The sequence below is a fragment of the Ruegeria sp. CE8 genome (assembly GCF_056537465.1).
Genome location: NZ_JBQFRP010000001.1, coordinates 149,756 through 164,268 on the forward strand (window position 1 = coordinate 149,756; position 14,513 = coordinate 164,268).

The following is a 14,513-nucleotide window of genomic DNA, read 5'->3' on the forward strand; positions in this document are numbered from 1 at the left end:
ATAAATGAATGGTCGTTCATTGTCGATGGAAATTTGTTCCGATATTGGGCAAAGTGTTCTAACGGCGCTAACCCAGCCGGGAGAAGAAAAGGGCAGGCAAATGACAAGTATCGGAGATACAAGAAAAAAGCGGAAGGTGGACAAAGATCTGCACCGTGAAGTGCTGCTGGAAGCTGCTGCCAACGTGATCCTGCGTCATGGGGTGAGCGGCGCGACAATCAGCCGAATCCAGGAGGAATCCGGGCTCTCACGCGGTATGATTAACCTGCACTTCCAGTCAAAGGACAATCTGATTCGCGAACTCGCGAAACACATGACGCGGGAATACAATGCGGCCTGGCAGGGCTTCACCAGCCAGGCACCGGAAGAAGTATGTACCCCGGAAGATGCGGCTGCCCGTCTGCAGGCGCTATTCGAGACGGATTTTTCAGAAGCAGTGCTGAACAAGCGCAGCGTACGACTGACTTTCGCTTTCCGCGCTGAACCTGATCTCCAGGCAGTTGGATCGGGTTACATCGAGACCCGTGGAACTGATCTGCATGATCATGTGCGCGGCTGCTGCAAGGTGCTCTGCGAGGCTTGCGGCACTCAAGGTGATCCCGAAAAAGTCGCTATGGCGATCATGTCCTTGCTGGAGGGGTTGTGGACCGATTTTCATGCACATCCCGACGAGTTCAGCAGGAAAAATGCGGTGGAAATCTGCCAAACTACCGCTCGTGCTTTTTTCCCGGGTTTTTTCTGAACGGAAAGACCAGAGTTACAAATTTTTGCGAGTAGACCGGCCGTTTGAGATTTCTGGACGCCATAAACCCCCATTGAGAGCGTAATATTAGTTTTCCCAGATATCAAAGGTTTCAGATACCCAGCCGGCAGGCATAAGGCATTGAAATTAATTTATATAAGATCGCTGAAAGCAGATCGGTAAGGTGTTCAGTCTAAGTGGAATTCTACCCCGTTCGACCGTCTTTTCCAGTAAGCCGCGTTGCAGCACCTTGTGCCCAGAGTGACACTCAAATTCGAACTACCGGCCAAGCAATGAAAGCCCAAGCGAACTCGCGGCATCGCGAAGCTGTCGTGCAACTCGGCCTGGTTACCCGTCGGTCTCGCTTCCATCGAACATCGCATACCCGTCCCAGAGACTCGGAGCCGCGCCGATTTCCTACGCGGTCATCAGGGAGGCTGGAAGGCCCGCGTCCAGCTTTGCCTGTGGCCAGGCGCGCACCAGAACCTGCGCGTGCTTTGGGAAATGCCGCCCGTCTGGTGTCAGGGTCGCGCTGGATTTTCCGCGTTTGAACACAGGCTGGCCAAGATGTTGTTCACGCGTCTCGGTACGCATGCTCACCGTTGATTGCGTGACGTGAACCTTGTTCGCAGCATCGTAGAAGGTTCCCGTTTCAACGACGCCCAGGAAGGTTCGGGCAAGTTCAACGTCCATAGGTTATCTATTCGAATATCCGATACTATCTACAACAAAAATTCGTTTTTTAGCACGATAAGTTCGTGCCATATTCCGGTTGTAGCGCGAAAGTGCCCCCCACCAGATCGGAACGCCAATCAATATTTCTCGTTTGTAGTGGAGATCTCGATCTGAGGACCGTTGCAGGCTGAAACCCATAGAAATGCCACCGACACCAGAGCGCTACACCAACCCAACAATGGGCAGAATGCCCATTTTCTGATGGAGAACAAAATGAGTCGAGTTTCTGTTGTTGCTCTGCTCTCATCGCTGTTTGCCCTGCCGGCATTTGCCATGCCAGCGGATCTCGATATGGATGGGGACGGCCTGGCGTCGCTGGCAGAGCTTCAGACGAAGTATCCTGAAGTCTCGGAAGATCTCTTCCTGGAGATCGACGCAAACGCCGATGGTTTCATCAATGACGACGAATTGCTTGCCGCTGTTGACGCAGAGCTTCTCCCTGGTCCCGCAGGGGATCAGTAAGCAAAGGTCGTCACGGTTATGAGGAAGCCCATCCCACCCTATAGATGGCTACTTGCCGCAATGGGTATCTGGTTGGTTCTGTCCCCATTTGTCCTGTTCCGTGAGGACGCTCTGTTACAGGGCATGGCTGAACTTGAAGCGCTCGCCTTCATCGCCATCGGCATTGCTGCCCTGGTTATGTCCAGCGCTGACGGTCGGAGCCACCTTCTCGCACGGGTGGCTCCGGTATCTGCACTAGGGATTTCTCTGATCGCCGCACCTGCGGCGCTGAGTTTCACCGGCCATATTATGGCAACGGCCAATGCATGGCTAACGGGATCGGCACTGATCGCGCTCGTCGCATGGGAGGTAATAGTGAGCCGCGGATTGCGTGCGATCTCGTAGACTGGCGCGGGGCGGGCAACTGCCCCGCGCTCTCAATATCAGGCCACCTACAGGCCAATTAAATGATTTCATCCTCATCGAACATTGGATCGCCGTCGAGCTGATTGGCGATCATGTCGACCCGCATTTCAACATCTGCGCTCGTCGTTTTGGCGATATGAAACAAGGCGTCGCCCTCGTGCACAAATGGCAAGTTGGTGCGGCCCACAATGATGCCGTCAGACTCTCCAAGAACATCCATTCTGATTTCACCAAACGGGCCCGAGATCCGGCCGAGCAAGTCGCCAACCTTCACATATTCGCCCGCTGCCTTGAACGTTCTCAACAAACCACCGACCGGAGCGCGTACCCAGGAACTTGTCCTTGCGTGAACCGGCGCCTCACGCACGGTGGCGATGCCACGCTTGGCGACCATGCCCATCGCGTTCATAACCCGAAGGATACCTGCGAGACCCGCCCGTGCCGAAAGCTCGTCAAAACGCAGCCCTTCGCCGCCTTCGAACAGCAACACATCGACGCCCCGCTCTTGGGCTGCCTTTCGCAGTGACCCGTCGCGCAGCTTGGAAATCATCACGACCGGTGCACCGAACGCATCGGCGTATCTGATCGTCACGTCCGAGGCCGGCGAAACTCGAATTTGAGGCAGGTTGGTGCGGTGGATCGCGGCAGAATGAAGATCGATACCGAGATCGGAACGCTCAACAATTTCGGTCATGAAGATATGCGCGAGGCGGCCCGCCAGGGATCCGCCCTCGCTGCCGGGAAACGACCGGTTCAGGTCGCGCCTGTCCGGAAGGTATCTCGATTGGGTCATGAAGCCGAACGCGTTCACGATGGGCACAACCAGCAACGTGCCCGCGACCTTGTCGAGTTGAGGTGCCCGTAGCAATCGTCGTGCGATTTCGACACCAATCACTTCATCGCCATGAATTGCCGCGCTGACAAACAGGACTGGTCCTGGGCGGCGGCCATGAACCACATGCACTGACATGCTCACCGGGGTATGATCGGACATCACGCTCACCGGCAGGTCCAGCGTGGCCCGCGTACCTGCTGGAACGCTGAAGCCGCCGATTTCAAATGGCTCGCGCATGGCCGTTACCCGCGCCCTCTGGTCTTGGTGTTTCCCTTGGCGGCGTTCTTTTCCAGAAACTCGATGATTTTGCCGGCAACATCAATGCCGGTTGCCTTTTCCACCCCTTCCAGACCGGGTGAGGAGTTCACTTCCATGACCACGGCACCATGATTGGCGCGCAGCATATCTACGCCGCAGACATTCAGCCCCATCGTCTTGGCTGCGCGCACAGCGGTAGAGCGTTCCTCGGGCGAGATCTTGATGGGTTGGGCGCTTCCACCCCGATGCAGGTTGGATCGAAACTCGCCCTCGGCCCCTTTGCGCTGCATGGCTGCAATCACGCGCCCACCAACCACGAGCGCACGGATATCTGCGCCGCCCGCTTCCTTGATGAATTCCTGCACCATGATGTTAACTTTCGCGCCGCGAAATGCCTCGACTACGGATTTTGCCGACCGGTTTGAATCGGCAAGAACCACCCCGATACCCTGCGTACCCTCCAGCAGCTTGACCACCAGTGGAGCGTCCCCCGCGAGTTTGAGAACTTCGCCGGTTTGCTTCGGGTCATGAGCGAAGGTGGTGACCGGCAGGCCAATGCCGTCCCGCGCCATGAGCTGCATGGAGCGCAGCTTGTCGCGCGATCTGCCAATCGCCACTGACTCGTTGAGTGGAAAGACCCCCATGATTTCGAATTGCCGCAGCACAGCCAATCCATAAAAAGTGACCGATGCTCCGATCCGGGGGATCACAGCATCATAACGCCCGAGCTTCTTACCATCATAATAGACCTCGGGTCGGCGTGAAGCGATGTTCATGTAGCAGCGCAACGTGTTCACGATATCAAGCTCGTGACCGCGCTGCTCGGCGGCTTCTTTCAGACGGCGGTGCGAATAAAGGTCCGGGTTCCGGGCCAGCATGACAAATTTCATTGGCGTTGTCCCTCCGGGTCCTTGCTTCTGGCTTTCTTTTTGATCCCTGCTGGAGCTTTTCCGGAACCCAGCAGATAGGAGTGACCCGGATCGACAAGAATCCCCCGCCTGCGAATGGCGGTGCGGCCGAGGATCAGATCAAATTCCATCTTCGCACGGTTGGCCAGAGAGACGTCGATCTGCCAGCGATGCCGTCCAAGCAAAAGCTGGGTTCTCACGATCAGTCGACGTTCGGGAACACCACCCGTGTTCTTGATCTCGCGTTCGTCGACAACCCTGGTTCGAACCCGGTTTGGCGAACGGCGGTTTTGGACTGGTATCATGAATTCGACCCATCGCTCGCCGTCAATCTCGAACACGGTCTGGTCCACTGCATGGAGTGCTGCGGTCCTTGCGCCCGTGTCTATCTTGGCGGGGATATTCTTTATTCCGAAGTCGGGCAGACTGATGCGTTCACGCCAACCTATGATTTCTGGGTGTACAGCACGCTTCACCATGGCATCTACTCTATGCATTCATCGTTGGCGCGCCTGTAGTTCACAAACGAATTGGCGCTCATCACGACATAAAACGTGTCCATATCGATTAACACGTACCCAAGTTCAAAAAGCGCGACTGACAATCCGCGGATGTCCGTTTCGTATAAACGTCTACGCCCTGCGATCCGACGCACGAGCTTGTCCGGGATTCGATAACGTCCATTTGCCTTACCGCCAAAGTCCTGATCGTAAAGTTCCGCCAAGCGTTCAGCGGTCATAGATATCCAGTCATTTTCACGCATGACTTTTCCTATTATGACAATGATTATTTGTCTATAGGCAAAAAAAATCTGTTATAAGGCCTGTATTGACCGGAAACTCCACCGAAGAAACGAATATGAGCGATACAGATACTTTCCCAAGGGAACTGGAAATGCAGCTGCAGCAGGCATTGTCTGAGCGTGACGGGGCCGAACTCGCAAACCTGCTTGATCCTCTTCCATTGAGCGATGCATTGCGTGAGTTACTCAATCTGCCGGTGGAACAACGGAGCGTCGCACTGTCTTTGCTGCCACCGGAACTGGCTGCCGAACTTATCGAAGAGGCACCGAATGCGATGGCGGTCGATCTTGTCGAGCGCATGGAATCGGAGCAGGCCGCAGAAGTTATCGAAGAACTGGATTCGGATGTTCAGGCTGATGTCATCGGAGAGCTTGAAGACGCGGACGCGGAAGCAATCCTTACCCGGATGGACCCCGAGGATGCTGCCGACGTTCGCCGCTTGGTGGAGTACGAGGACGATGTCGCAGGCGGGCTCATGGTTGCTGAGGCCTTCACATTTTCTGAGACCGACACAGTCGGAAAGGTGTTGCGGCGGTTCGCCAACGAAGAATATGACCTCGAACGTTATCGGGGTCAGCATCCCTATGTGCTGGATTCAAATGGTGCCCCTATTGGCGTGGTCTCATTACGTAGCCTCGTGTCGACACGCCGAAGCGCGCGTTTGACCGATATCATGGTCCCACCAATCGTCGTCCCGGCCACGATGCAGTTGGAGAAACTGGAAGACCTGTTCGATGAAAACCCGTTTCTTGGATTGCCGGTCGTCGAGGCGAACGGGCATCTGGTGGGTGTCGTCTCTAGGTCTGCCGTCGATGATGCTCTGCTGAAACGCGCGGAATCGTCCAGCCTGAAACGTCAGGGTGTTTTCGGCGACGAACTTCGGTCGATGCCCCTGCCGCTTCGGGCGCGGCGTCGGCTTCAATGGCTCTCGGCAAACATTGTTCTCAATGTGATCGCCGCCAGTGTGATTGCCGCCTATGAACAAACCCTCGCGGCTGTTATCGCGCTGGCTGTGTTCCTGCCGATGGTGTCCGACATGAGCGGCTGTTCCGGCAATCAGGCCGTCGCCGTCAGCATGCGCGAATTGTCCCTCGGCCTTGTCCGGCCCATCGACGCCATGCGGGTTTGGCTCAAAGAAGTGTCGGTCGGGGTGATCAACGGGTTCGTTCTGGGACTTCTGATTGGCGTCGTTGCCTGGATGTGGAAAGGCAACCCGTTTCTGGGGCTGGTGATTGGTGGAGCGCTTGGGCTCAACACCGTCGTCGCCGTGTCCATTGGCGGTGTTCTACCATTGCTGTTGAAGCGCATCGGTCAGGACCCCGCCGTCGCCAGCGGCCCTTTATTGACGACTATTACCGACATGGCGGGGTTCTTCCTCGTCTTGAGCCTTGCAACCGCAATGATGCCACTTCTGGTTTAACGCTTTCCCGCACCGGAACCATCAGTTTGGTCGGGCGCTTTCTCACGAGGGGCAAAGAATGACGATCTCAAGTATTGTCGAAGCACAGAATCTAAAAAGTCGCCCTTTCTGCGACGCTGACACAACCGTATTCGAAGCAGCGGTCACAATTGCACTTTTGGAAGTGAATGCCCTCGCCGTGCTTAAGGATGAGAAGTTGGTCGGGATCATCACGGATCACGCTGTGTTGCTATGTCTCGCGGATTCAGGGACCTCCTTTTACGAGCAAACCGTGGATGACTGGATGACAGAGAAACCAATCACATGTGCGACTGCTCATTGCCATCCACACGCTTGCGGATTTGTACCCGGTAGGAGAACTTTCTATTCTTATCTTTAAATCGGGTGATGTTCTGCTCCTTGAATTTTTCTCTGGGTCTCCTTGCGAGGTTTCTTTTTTTCTGCTCGACCGACGAAACCGGCAGGGTGTTTTCTGAAACCCCAGCAGCAGTCACAGCGGTAGCTTGAGAAGGGGAGCGGTGGAAGAGATTCTGGGCAGTAATCGCTGCGAGTACATCCGTTGTGCTGTTCTTGATAGTAGTCATGGAATTCGTCCCATCTTGCTTTCGATGATAGGGAATTCGGTTCGGTCACACGAAAAACATTCCGGGGTTTGATAGCGGAATTCCGAGGGAAACACAGAAAATGGAACCGCGGTGCCCGGACCAGAAACCAGCTGCATTTGGGCCACTGTTTGTATGCTTTGGATGTGCTAAACCGTAGCACGCTCGAATCGAGAACCTCCGAAAATCCCCGGAAATACGGTGAAATCAGGGGAAGTCGTGCTACGCGAAGTTTGGAGATAAATGGAGTTAGCGCTTTGAAGAATAACGCACAAAAAGCAGCGCGTTTAAGCGTGGCACCCATGATGGATTGGACGGATCGGCATTGCCGGTTCCTGCACAGACTGCTTAGCCAGGAAACGCTGTTGTACACGGAAATGGTAACCGCCCCGGCGCTTGTGCGTGGTGGAGCTTTGCATTTGCTGGACTATAGCCCACAGGAACATCCTGTTGCTCTGCAATTAGGCGGTTCAGATCCTCAGGAACTTGCGCAGGCGGCACGGCTTGGAGCGGACGCGGGGTATGATGAGATCAACCTGAACTGCGGGTGCCCGTCAGACCGAGTGCAGTCCGGCACATTCGGCGCGGTGTTGATGAAAGATCCGGGGCGCGTGGCCGAGTGCGTCGCCGCCATGCGGGACACAGTCGATGTTGAGGTAACCGTAAAATGTCGCATCGGCGTTGATGAACAGGATCCCGAAAAGGTCTTGCCAGACTTCCTGCAGGCCATTCGCGCAGTCGGGTGCCATCGCGTGACAATCCACGCGCGCAAGGCGTGGCTGCAGGGGCTGAGCCCCAAGGAAAACCGAGATATCCCGCCACTGGATTACGACCTTGTCCACCGGATGAAGGGTGCATTTCCTGATCTGCATATCTCAATCAACGGCGGCATAACGTCCCTGGATCAGGCGCGCGCGCATCTTGAGGCCGGGTTGGATGGCGTCATGATAGGACGGGCGGCCTATCACCAGCCGACTGATATTCTGGCTGGCGCGGACTCGCTGATTTTTGGCGCCGGGTATGCGGCCGATCCGATTGATGTCGTTCAAAAAATGGTGCCCTATGTCGAACAGCACCTTGCCGAAGGCGGGCGCTTGCACCAGATCACCCGTCACATGCTGGGCCTATTTGCCGGTCGCCCCGGCGCTCGTGCCTGGCGGCGTTATTTGTCCGAGGGGGCGGTTCACGAAGGTGCTGGCCCCGAAGTGATGCTGCAGGCTCTGGACAGCGTTGCGCCTTTGGCAGAGGTTTGACTGGAATTCGATACGGCCAAAAGGCCGGTTTGGGGGGATGATGCCCGAGACGATGTTGCTGGCCCAGATGCTGGGCCTTTTGCTTGCGATCGGAGCGCTGGCCGGTGTGCTGGCCGGGTTGCTGGGTGTCGGTGGCGGCATCGTTCTGGTGCCTGCATTTTTCTATGCGTTTCAAACGCTTGGATATGGCGGCCCGCAACTGATGCAGCTGTGTCTTGCAACATCTCTGGCAACGATCATCGTGACCTCCCTGCGTTCGGTTTTGGCACATAACAAGAAGGGCGCGGTCGATTGGGATATCCTGCGAGGCTGGGGGCCCGGTATCGCTGTCGGGGCCATCTTGGGTGTGCTGGTTGCCTCGGCCCTGCGGACCGAGGCTCTGCAAGCCCTGTTTGGCCTGCTGGGAATGGTGATTGGTGCATATCTTGGATTGGGCAAGTCGGAATGGCGGCTTGGCGATGCCATGCCCAAGGGACTCAAGCGTGCGATCCTGTCGCCCTCGGTCGGGTTTCTATCCGTCCTGATGGGGATCGGCGGCGGCAGCTTTGGTGTGCCGTTGATGAGCCTGTACCACACTCCCATTCATCGGGCGGTTGCTACGGCTGCCGGTTTTGGCGTGATCATTGCGGTACCTTCGGTTATCGGATTTTTGTTTCTGGATATCGCGCCTGAGCATCGGCCGCCGTATACGATCGGAGCCGTCAACCTGATTGCCTTTGCAATTGTCGTCGCCATGACGATGATCACCGCTCCGTGGGGCGTAAAACTGGCCCATGCGATGGATCCTAAGCCTTTGAAACGTGTCTTTGCCGTGTTCCTGACGTTGGTTGCATTGAACATGCTGCGTAAGGCGTTGGGCTTTTGACCGGTTTTTGGGAAAAAGGGTGGGTCCGGTTCCCACATGATCCGACGTTAGCCGAGTGGATAGAGCATGCGTTGCCCTCGGCTCGTGCCTCGGTCACAGATACGGCCTTTGCTGAATGGATGGACTGCGAAGGAACGTGGTTTATCGGCGTTGATGCACTGGACAATGATGCGGAGGGCAGGGTGGCGGGCTCTGCGCCTTTGGCCGGGCAGGCCATGGACTTCATTGCCGAACACTATGGGCGTTTACCGCTGCATAAGGGACAGGTCTCGGTTGTCTATCCCGGGTATCCCCGCCCTCGTCGTGGTGAGGGCGAGGCAGCCAGCAGATACAGACGGAACCGTGACGCGGCACATGTGGATGGGTTGCGCCCCATGGGGCCGGATCGACGCCGCCGGGTGGATGAGCCGCACGCCTGGATTCTGGGTATCCCGCTGACTGAGGCCAGTGCGGACGCCGCGCCGATGGTTCTTTGGGAAGGAAGCCACAAGATCCTGGGCGCCGCTTTCGCGCGCGCGATGGAGGGTCAGCCCAAAGACACCCTTCACCAAATGGACATCACCGAAATATATCAGACCGCCCGTCGTGAGGTGTTTGAATCCTGCGCCCGCATCGAACTCCCGGCAAAGCCGGGCGAGGCTTACCTGTTGCACCGCCACTGTCTGCACGGCGTCGCGCCTTGGGGCGACGGGGCCACTGCCGGGGCCGATGGACGGATGATCGCCTATTTCCGCCCCGAATGCGCCGGGGGAGTAGCCGAGTGGATCGAATCCCCCTAACGTGTTGCCATTATTTAGGTTTGGAGGTTTTTCGATGATTACGGTCCACACGGATTCTGAAGGTGCTCAGATCGAAGTCGAGCTGTCAGGCGAAGTGACCAGCGCCGATTACAGCGAGACGTTAGTTCCCGCAATCGAGGCAGCCCTGGCCGAGCATGACTCGGTACGTTTGTTGGCCATCGTTCAGCCGGAATTCAAAGGGTACGACCTTGGGGCGGCCTGGTCTGACACGAAACTTGGCCTCAGCCATTGGCGCGGGTTCGACCGCATTGCCGTCGCCGCCGATCAGAGCTGGGTGCAAACCAGTATCCGACTGGCGGCACCGATCCTGCCATGCCCTGTTCATGTGTTCGAGCTGTCCGAGGTCGAAGCCGCGCGCCGCTGGATGCGCGAGTCGCTTGGAGCGATTCATGTGACCGATCTGGGCGGTCCCTGTGTGCAGATCAGCCTGATGGGGAAACTGGACCCTGAAGAATACAAACAGGCAGAGCTGGATCTTGATGCGGTCTTGGCCTCGAAGGACGGGTTCCGCCTTCTGATTGATCTGCGCGAGTTTGATGGCTGGCAGGGTTTGACGGCCATGGCCGCACATTTCCGGTTGGCTCGGGGACATATCGGAATGCTGGATCGTGCGGCAATTGTGGGGGACAAGGCCTGGCAGCATTTGGCTCAGCGAATTGCAAGCCATGTCCTTGGCGCACGGACGCAGTTTTTTCCGTCAGAGGAATTTGAAAACGCTAAATCCTGGCTGGCAGCGGGCTAGGGGCTTCGGTTTGAAGGCCGCAAATGCGACCTGGCTTTACTTTTACGTAAAGTCAGGTTTGCGAACGCTCAGTTTTTCTTGATTGGTTGGTCAAAAAACGCTTAGAGTGGCCCTGTTCGTCCGCGAAAACCACTTCGGAAGAACACTTATGCTGAAGAGCGCCGCTGTGGGTTGCCACTCACTTACCGGATGTCTTCGAACTTAATCCCCCTCGGAGTTCAGACCAACCTGCAGCGGCGCGGATTCACGGAACCCGGCTCAGAACGAAATTCAGGAATTGTTCACGCGGGCAGCGCGTCCGCCGCGCCGTTTGGCCAGACGGGGCTTGCGGGCTGGTAGATCTTCCATGACCTCAGCACGCTCGGTGCTGTCCATTTTCGACCAGCGCGTAATCTCGTCGATGGTGCGATAGCAACCGGTGCAGATGCGTTCTGTCGGGTGCACGACGCATATCTGGATGCAAGGGCTTTCGACCTCGTTCCTTTTCCAGACCATGTTTGTCATCGGTGTACCCCGTTGCCACTAAAGAAAGCGCAGCCTGTCCAGCGCTCCTTGCAGAATATAGCCAGCCGCGACGTGATCGATAACCTGTCCGCGACGTTTTCGTGTCGTATCCGCCTCAAGCAGTGCCTTTTCTGCCGCTACTGTGCTGAGTCGTTCGTCCCAAAATCCGATGGGAACCTCGGTCAGGCGGGACAGGTTTCGGGCAAAAGCACGGGTTGATTGGCAGCGGGGACCTTCGGTGCCGTCCATGTTTTTCGGCAAACCGAGAATGACACCGCCAATTTCCCGGTCGGCAATAATGTCCAGTAACCTGGCTGAATCCAGCGTGAATTTCTTGCGCCGAACTGTTTCAAGCGGGCTCGCCACGGCGCGCATCCGGTCCGAGACAGCCACGCCAATGGTCTTTTCACCCAAATCCAACCCCATCAGGGCAGTCATGGGCGCGAGCGTGGCCGCAAAATCTTCGAACTCGTCAAGGATCATTGGGCGATTCCGGCCTGCAACGCGGCGGCGTCGATCATTTCAAGCGCCTCGGCATTTCCGGCGAATACTTCCATGGCTTCGTTTTTGATGTCGATGGCGCGCTGCCCTTCACCTAGAACGCCGAGAGCGGCGATTAGCCGAGCCCAATCTTCGGGCGCGCCGCCTTCGCTGGCCAGCCGGTCCGAGAGCTGATTGACCATGCTAAGGATCATTTCCTGGCGTTCTTCCGGGGTCAGCGCGGCGGCGGCCTCAACATCGTCCTGACTGGGGCCGGATGCCGCAGGAGCCTGAACCTCGGGCGCGTTGAAAACGCCAGCCCGGAAGGCCAGCTCATCCAATTGCGCATAGATCGCCTCTGCCCATGGCGCGCCGGAAGGCGCATTGCGCAGCGCGTCGACCCAGATGCGATATCCGATGTCGGGGCGTCCAACCTGAACCATCATCTGTCCCAGATAATACAGGGCGGGTCCATGGCGCGGATCGCTCTGCAGAGCTTGTCTCAGCGCCTCTTCGGCTTCAGGGGAAACATATCCGCCTGCGGCCAAAATCATCATCTCGGCCAAGTGCGAATAGGCATCTGCGGGAACGGTGTCGCCGGACAGCTCAATCACACGTTGCTGCGCCACGTAAGCCGCCACAAAGTTGCCCGCGTTCGCCTCGTGTTGGGCCAGTAAAATATGGCCTTGCAGGTCGTCGGGACGCGCAGCCACGGTTTCCCGCAATTGCTTCAACAGAGTTGCATAACTCTCTTCCAGCTCAGGTTGGGGCGCTGGTGTCGCGGTCGCTTCGAATTCAACCTGACTGGGGCGTTCTGCGCGCAGGGTTTCAGCCATCTCAAGCCTGAGCGATAGGGGCTGGTCCGGAAGTCCCGCCGCACCCATCCGATCATACATCCAGGAAGCGCCGCCAACCAGAATAAGGCCAACCGCAGCGATTGCCGTGACCGAAACCCAGCGCGGTGGTCCGACCTGTTTCCCCTGTGCTTGCATCTGGGCGTCCGCCGCCAGAATGCGTCGCGAGATTTCTGTTCGCACGCGCTCGGCATCTGCTTCACCGATAACGCCACGGGCCAGATCCTTGTCCACGCCCGCCAGTTGTTCGCGATAAACGCGCAGGTCATAGGCCGCAGCTGGTTCGCGTGTGTCGCGCCCCCGCAGCATGGAAAATCCCAGGAACACTGCCGTCACCAGTGCGGTTAAAATGATCAGGGCCCAGAATGTCATGGCTTCTCCGATATGGCTGCCCTGACTTAGACCTCTCGGCGGGCCGAAAAAAGGGACAAATGGCCGCTGGGCACCTTCATGTCGCAATAATGGAGCCTATGTCGCAATAGTGCGATATTACGGCGTTGCGCGGCAGGGGCTTAGTATCGTTACACGGCATATCTTCGCCCAATCACCGAACCGGATGGATTCGCCTATGAAACACTATTCAGCCTTTGCTGTAGCGCGCGAAGCGCTGCGCTATCACACCGGATGGGAACGCGCCTGGCGTTCGCCCGAGCCCAAGAAGAAATACGACGTCATCATTGTCGGTGCTGGCGGCCATGGTTTGGCCACCGCGTATTACTTGGGTAAGAACTACGGCATCCAGAATGTCGCCGTGATCGAAAAGGGCTGGCTGGGCGGTGGCAACACCGGCCGGAACACGACCATTATCCGCTCGAACTATCTGCAGGACCCGTCGGCAGCGATCTATGAAAAAGCGCGTAGCCTTTACGAAGACCTGAGTCAGGACCTGAACTACAACATCATGTTCAGCCCGCGCGGCGTCATGATGCTGGCCCAGACACAGCATGAGATTCGCGGCTATCAGCGCACGGCGCATGCAAACGCACTACAGGGCGTAAAGACCGAGTGGATCGGTCCCGAGCGCGTCAAACAGCTGGTGCCGATCATCAACATCGACGGTCCGCGTTATCCGGTATTGGGCGCGCTGTGGCAGGAACGCGGTGGCACCGCGCGCCACGACGCGGTGGCCTGGGGCTATGCCCGGGCGTGCTCGGCGATGGGTATGGACATTATACAGCAGTGCGAAGTAACCGGCGTACGGTCTGACAATGGACGCGTTGTCGGCGTTGACACCACCAAGGGCGCAATCGACTGTGACAAGCTGGGCATCGTCGTGGCGGGTCACTCCGGTCAGTTGGCCGAAATGGCAGGCTTCCGCCTGCCGCTGGAGGCGATTGCGCTGCAGGCGCTGGTTTCCGAGCCGATCAAACCCTGCATGGACGTTGTGGTGATGGCCAACACCGTGCACGGCTACATGTCGCAATCCGACAAGGGCGAGATGGTGATTGGCGGCGGGACTGACGGGTTTAACAACTTCACTCAGCGCGGTTCGTTCCACCATATCGAGGAAACGGTCCGCGCGCTGGTCGAGACCTTCCCGATGATCTCGCGCCTGAAGATGCTGCGGCAGTGGGGCGGGATCGTGGACATGACCGGCGACCGCTCGCCCATCCTGTCAAAGACGCCGCTACAAGGCTGCTTTATCAACGGTGGATGGGGCACTGGTGGCTTCAAGGCCATCCCTGGCTCGGGCTGGGGTATGGCGCAGCTGATGGCCACGGGCCATTCACCGCTGACAGAAGCCTTCTCGCTGGACCGGTTCAAAGAGGGCCGCTTCATCGACGAAAGCGTCGCCGCCGGGGTGGCACACTAAGGGCTCGGCCCAAAGTTGCCCGATAACAGAAT

General features: G+C 57.4%; 19 protein-coding genes. 10 read left to right on the plus strand and 9 right to left on the minus strand.

Annotation, left to right across the window (positions count from 1 at the left end):
- Window positions 1–100 precede the first annotated feature (100 nt).
- The gene (locus ACR0AA_RS00760) at window positions 101–742 is read left to right on the plus strand and encodes a TetR/AcrR family transcriptional regulator (RefSeq protein ID WP_480755263.1); all 642 of its coding nucleotides are present in this window, start codon (window positions 101–103) and stop codon (window positions 740–742) included.
- 417 nt (window positions 743–1,159) lie between these two features.
- On the opposite strand, the gene ACR0AA_RS00765 is transcribed toward ACR0AA_RS00760, so the two are convergent.
- Window positions 1,160–1,435 carry a LysR family transcriptional regulator gene (locus ACR0AA_RS00765; RefSeq protein ID WP_480660974.1) on the minus strand — a complete coding sequence of 92 codons (276 nt, stop codon included), beginning with the start codon at window positions 1,433–1,435 and terminating at the stop codon, window positions 1,160–1,162.
- 162 nt (window positions 1,436–1,597) lie between these two features.
- On the opposite strand from ACR0AA_RS00765, the gene ACR0AA_RS00770 reads away from it, so the two are divergent.
- On the plus strand, window positions 1,598–1,939 hold the full coding sequence (locus ACR0AA_RS00770) for an EF-hand domain-containing protein (protein ID WP_480755264.1): 342 nt from the start codon (window positions 1,598–1,600) through the stop codon (window positions 1,937–1,939).
- 18 nt (window positions 1,940–1,957) lie between these two features.
- The gene (locus ACR0AA_RS00775; RefSeq protein WP_480660970.1) at window positions 1,958–2,323 is read left to right on the plus strand and encodes a hypothetical protein; all 366 of its coding nucleotides are present in this window, start codon (window positions 1,958–1,960) and stop codon (window positions 2,321–2,323) included.
- A 58-nt stretch (window positions 2,324–2,381) separates the two neighbouring features.
- On the opposite strand, the gene ACR0AA_RS00780 is transcribed toward ACR0AA_RS00775, so the two are convergent.
- The 4 genes from ACR0AA_RS00780 to ACR0AA_RS00795 are packed head-to-tail and all read right to left on the minus strand — an operon-like array spanning window position 2,382 to window position 5,108.
- The gene (locus ACR0AA_RS00780) at window positions 2,382–3,416 is read right to left on the minus strand and encodes a succinylglutamate desuccinylase/aspartoacylase family protein (RefSeq protein WP_480755265.1); all 1,035 of its coding nucleotides are present in this window, start codon (window positions 3,414–3,416) and stop codon (window positions 2,382–2,384) included.
- Window positions 3,417–3,421: 5 nt separating this feature from the next.
- Complete coding sequence (gene rimK, locus ACR0AA_RS00785) at window positions 3,422–4,327, minus strand: 30S ribosomal protein S6--L-glutamate ligase (protein ID WP_142636275.1); 906 nt, start codon at window positions 4,325–4,327, stop codon at window positions 3,422–3,424.
- The gene (locus ACR0AA_RS00790; RefSeq protein WP_480485919.1) at window positions 4,324–4,824 is read right to left on the minus strand and encodes an ATP-dependent zinc protease family protein; all 501 of its coding nucleotides are present in this window, start codon (window positions 4,822–4,824) and stop codon (window positions 4,324–4,326) included. Before ACR0AA_RS00790 ends, rimK begins: the two co-directional genes overlap by 4 nt.
- A 5-nt stretch (window positions 4,825–4,829) precedes the next feature.
- Entirely contained in the window at window positions 4,830–5,108 is a 279-nt protein-coding gene (locus tag ACR0AA_RS00795; RefSeq protein ID WP_480660965.1) for a hypothetical protein, read from the minus strand.
- 95 nt (window positions 5,109–5,203) lie between these two features.
- Between ACR0AA_RS00795 and mgtE the strand changes: the two genes are divergently transcribed.
- Window positions 5,204–6,568 carry a magnesium transporter gene (mgtE, locus tag ACR0AA_RS00800; RefSeq protein ID WP_480755266.1) on the plus strand — a complete coding sequence of 455 codons (1,365 nt, stop codon included), beginning with the start codon at window positions 5,204–5,206 and terminating at the stop codon, window positions 6,566–6,568.
- Window positions 6,569–6,626: 58 nt separating this feature from the next.
- Window positions 6,627–6,947 carry a CBS domain-containing protein gene (locus ACR0AA_RS00805; protein ID WP_480755267.1) on the plus strand — a complete coding sequence of 107 codons (321 nt, stop codon included), beginning with the start codon at window positions 6,627–6,629 and terminating at the stop codon, window positions 6,945–6,947.
- On the opposite strand, the gene ACR0AA_RS00810 is transcribed toward ACR0AA_RS00805, so the two are convergent.
- Window positions 6,868–7,152 carry a hypothetical protein gene (locus ACR0AA_RS00810; protein WP_480755411.1) on the minus strand — a complete coding sequence of 95 codons (285 nt, stop codon included), beginning with the start codon at window positions 7,150–7,152 and terminating at the stop codon, window positions 6,868–6,870. The genes ACR0AA_RS00805 and ACR0AA_RS00810 overlap by 80 nt on opposite strands.
- Window positions 7,153–7,427: 275 nt before the next feature.
- Here ACR0AA_RS00810 and dusA point away from each other — a divergent pair, with 275 nt between their 5' ends.
- From dusA to ACR0AA_RS00830, 4 genes are read left to right on the plus strand one after another with little or no spacing between them, the layout of a single operon-like run.
- Complete coding sequence (gene dusA / locus ACR0AA_RS00815) at window positions 7,428–8,423, plus strand: tRNA dihydrouridine(20/20a) synthase DusA (RefSeq protein WP_480660959.1); 996 nt, start codon at window positions 7,428–7,430, stop codon at window positions 8,421–8,423.
- A 40-nt stretch (window positions 8,424–8,463) separates the two neighbouring features.
- Entirely contained in the window at window positions 8,464–9,288 is an 825-nt protein-coding gene (locus ACR0AA_RS00820) for a sulfite exporter TauE/SafE family protein (RefSeq protein WP_480660957.1), read from the plus strand.
- Window positions 9,285–10,067, plus strand: coding sequence for a hypothetical protein (locus tag ACR0AA_RS00825; RefSeq protein WP_480755268.1), 783 nt, complete (start codon window positions 9,285–9,287; stop codon window positions 10,065–10,067). Before ACR0AA_RS00820 ends, ACR0AA_RS00825 begins: the two co-directional genes overlap by 4 nt.
- 34 nt (window positions 10,068–10,101) lie before the next feature.
- Window positions 10,102–10,830 (plus strand): SpoIIAA family protein, encoded by a 729-nt coding sequence (locus ACR0AA_RS00830; protein WP_480660953.1) that lies wholly within the window; start codon window positions 10,102–10,104, stop codon window positions 10,828–10,830.
- A 270-nt stretch (window positions 10,831–11,100) separates the two neighbouring features.
- On the opposite strand, the gene ACR0AA_RS00835 is transcribed toward ACR0AA_RS00830, so the two are convergent.
- From ACR0AA_RS00835 to ccmI, 3 genes are read right to left on the minus strand one after another with little or no spacing between them, the layout of a single operon-like run.
- Window positions 11,101–11,334: a DUF1289 domain-containing protein gene (locus ACR0AA_RS00835; protein ID WP_480660951.1), complete on the minus strand. Its 234-nt coding sequence runs from the start codon at window positions 11,332–11,334 to the stop codon at window positions 11,101–11,103.
- Window positions 11,335–11,352: 18 nt separating this feature from the next.
- Entirely contained in the window at window positions 11,353–11,817 is a 465-nt protein-coding gene (gene ruvX / locus ACR0AA_RS00840; RefSeq protein ID WP_480660949.1) for a Holliday junction resolvase RuvX, read from the minus strand.
- Complete coding sequence (gene ccmI / locus ACR0AA_RS00845) at window positions 11,814–13,040, minus strand: c-type cytochrome biogenesis protein CcmI (RefSeq protein ID WP_480660947.1); 1,227 nt, start codon at window positions 13,038–13,040, stop codon at window positions 11,814–11,816. The genes ruvX and ccmI overlap by 4 nt, the downstream gene beginning before the upstream one ends.
- A gap of 196 nt (window positions 13,041–13,236) precedes the next feature.
- On the opposite strand from ccmI, the gene ACR0AA_RS00850 reads away from it, so the two are divergent.
- Window positions 13,237–14,481: a sarcosine oxidase subunit beta family protein gene (locus ACR0AA_RS00850; protein WP_480660945.1), complete on the plus strand. Its 1,245-nt coding sequence runs from the start codon at window positions 13,237–13,239 to the stop codon at window positions 14,479–14,481.
- The last annotated feature ends 32 nt before the right edge of the window (window positions 14,482–14,513 follow it).

What these genes read in the sequence shown, in the direction of transcription:
- ACR0AA_RS00760 (WP_480755263.1), top strand. Translation starts at nt 101, where the DNA reads ATGACAAGTATCGGAGATACAAGAAAAAAGCGGAAGGTGGACAAAGAT.
- ACR0AA_RS00765 (WP_480660974.1), bottom strand. Translation starts at nt 1,435, where the DNA reads ATGGACGTTGAACTTGCCCGAACCTTCCTGGGCGTCGTTGAAACGGGA.
- ACR0AA_RS00775 (WP_480660970.1), top strand. Translation starts at nt 1,958, where the DNA reads ATGAGGAAGCCCATCCCACCCTATAGATGGCTACTTGCCGCAATGGGT.
- ACR0AA_RS00780 (WP_480755265.1), bottom strand. Translation starts at nt 3,416, where the DNA reads ATGCGCGAGCCATTTGAAATCGGCGGCTTCAGCGTTCCAGCAGGTACG.
- rimK (WP_142636275.1), bottom strand. Translation starts at nt 4,327, where the DNA reads ATGAAATTTGTCATGCTGGCCCGGAACCCGGACCTTTATTCGCACCGC.
- ACR0AA_RS00790 (WP_480485919.1), bottom strand. Translation starts at nt 4,824, where the DNA reads ATGGTGAAGCGTGCTGTACACCCAGAAATCATAGGTTGGCGTGAACGC.
- ACR0AA_RS00795 (WP_480660965.1), bottom strand. Translation starts at nt 5,108, where the DNA reads ATGCGTGAAAATGACTGGATATCTATGACCGCTGAACGCTTGGCGGAA.
- mgtE (WP_480755266.1), top strand. Translation starts at nt 5,204, where the DNA reads ATGAGCGATACAGATACTTTCCCAAGGGAACTGGAAATGCAGCTGCAG.
- ACR0AA_RS00805 (WP_480755267.1), top strand. Translation starts at nt 6,627, where the DNA reads ATGACGATCTCAAGTATTGTCGAAGCACAGAATCTAAAAAGTCGCCCT.
- ACR0AA_RS00810 (WP_480755411.1), bottom strand. Translation starts at nt 7,152, where the DNA reads ATGACTACTATCAAGAACAGCACAACGGATGTACTCGCAGCGATTACT.
- ACR0AA_RS00820 (WP_480660957.1), top strand. Translation starts at nt 8,464, where the DNA reads ATGCCCGAGACGATGTTGCTGGCCCAGATGCTGGGCCTTTTGCTTGCG.
- ACR0AA_RS00830 (WP_480660953.1), top strand. Translation starts at nt 10,102, where the DNA reads ATGATTACGGTCCACACGGATTCTGAAGGTGCTCAGATCGAAGTCGAG.
- ACR0AA_RS00835 (WP_480660951.1), bottom strand. Translation starts at nt 11,334, where the DNA reads ATGACAAACATGGTCTGGAAAAGGAACGAGGTCGAAAGCCCTTGCATC.
- ruvX (WP_480660949.1), bottom strand. Translation starts at nt 11,817, where the DNA reads ATGATCCTTGACGAGTTCGAAGATTTTGCGGCCACGCTCGCGCCCATG.
- ccmI (WP_480660947.1), bottom strand. Translation starts at nt 13,040, where the DNA reads ATGACATTCTGGGCCCTGATCATTTTAACCGCACTGGTGACGGCAGTG.
- ACR0AA_RS00850 (WP_480660945.1), top strand. Translation starts at nt 13,237, where the DNA reads ATGAAACACTATTCAGCCTTTGCTGTAGCGCGCGAAGCGCTGCGCTAT.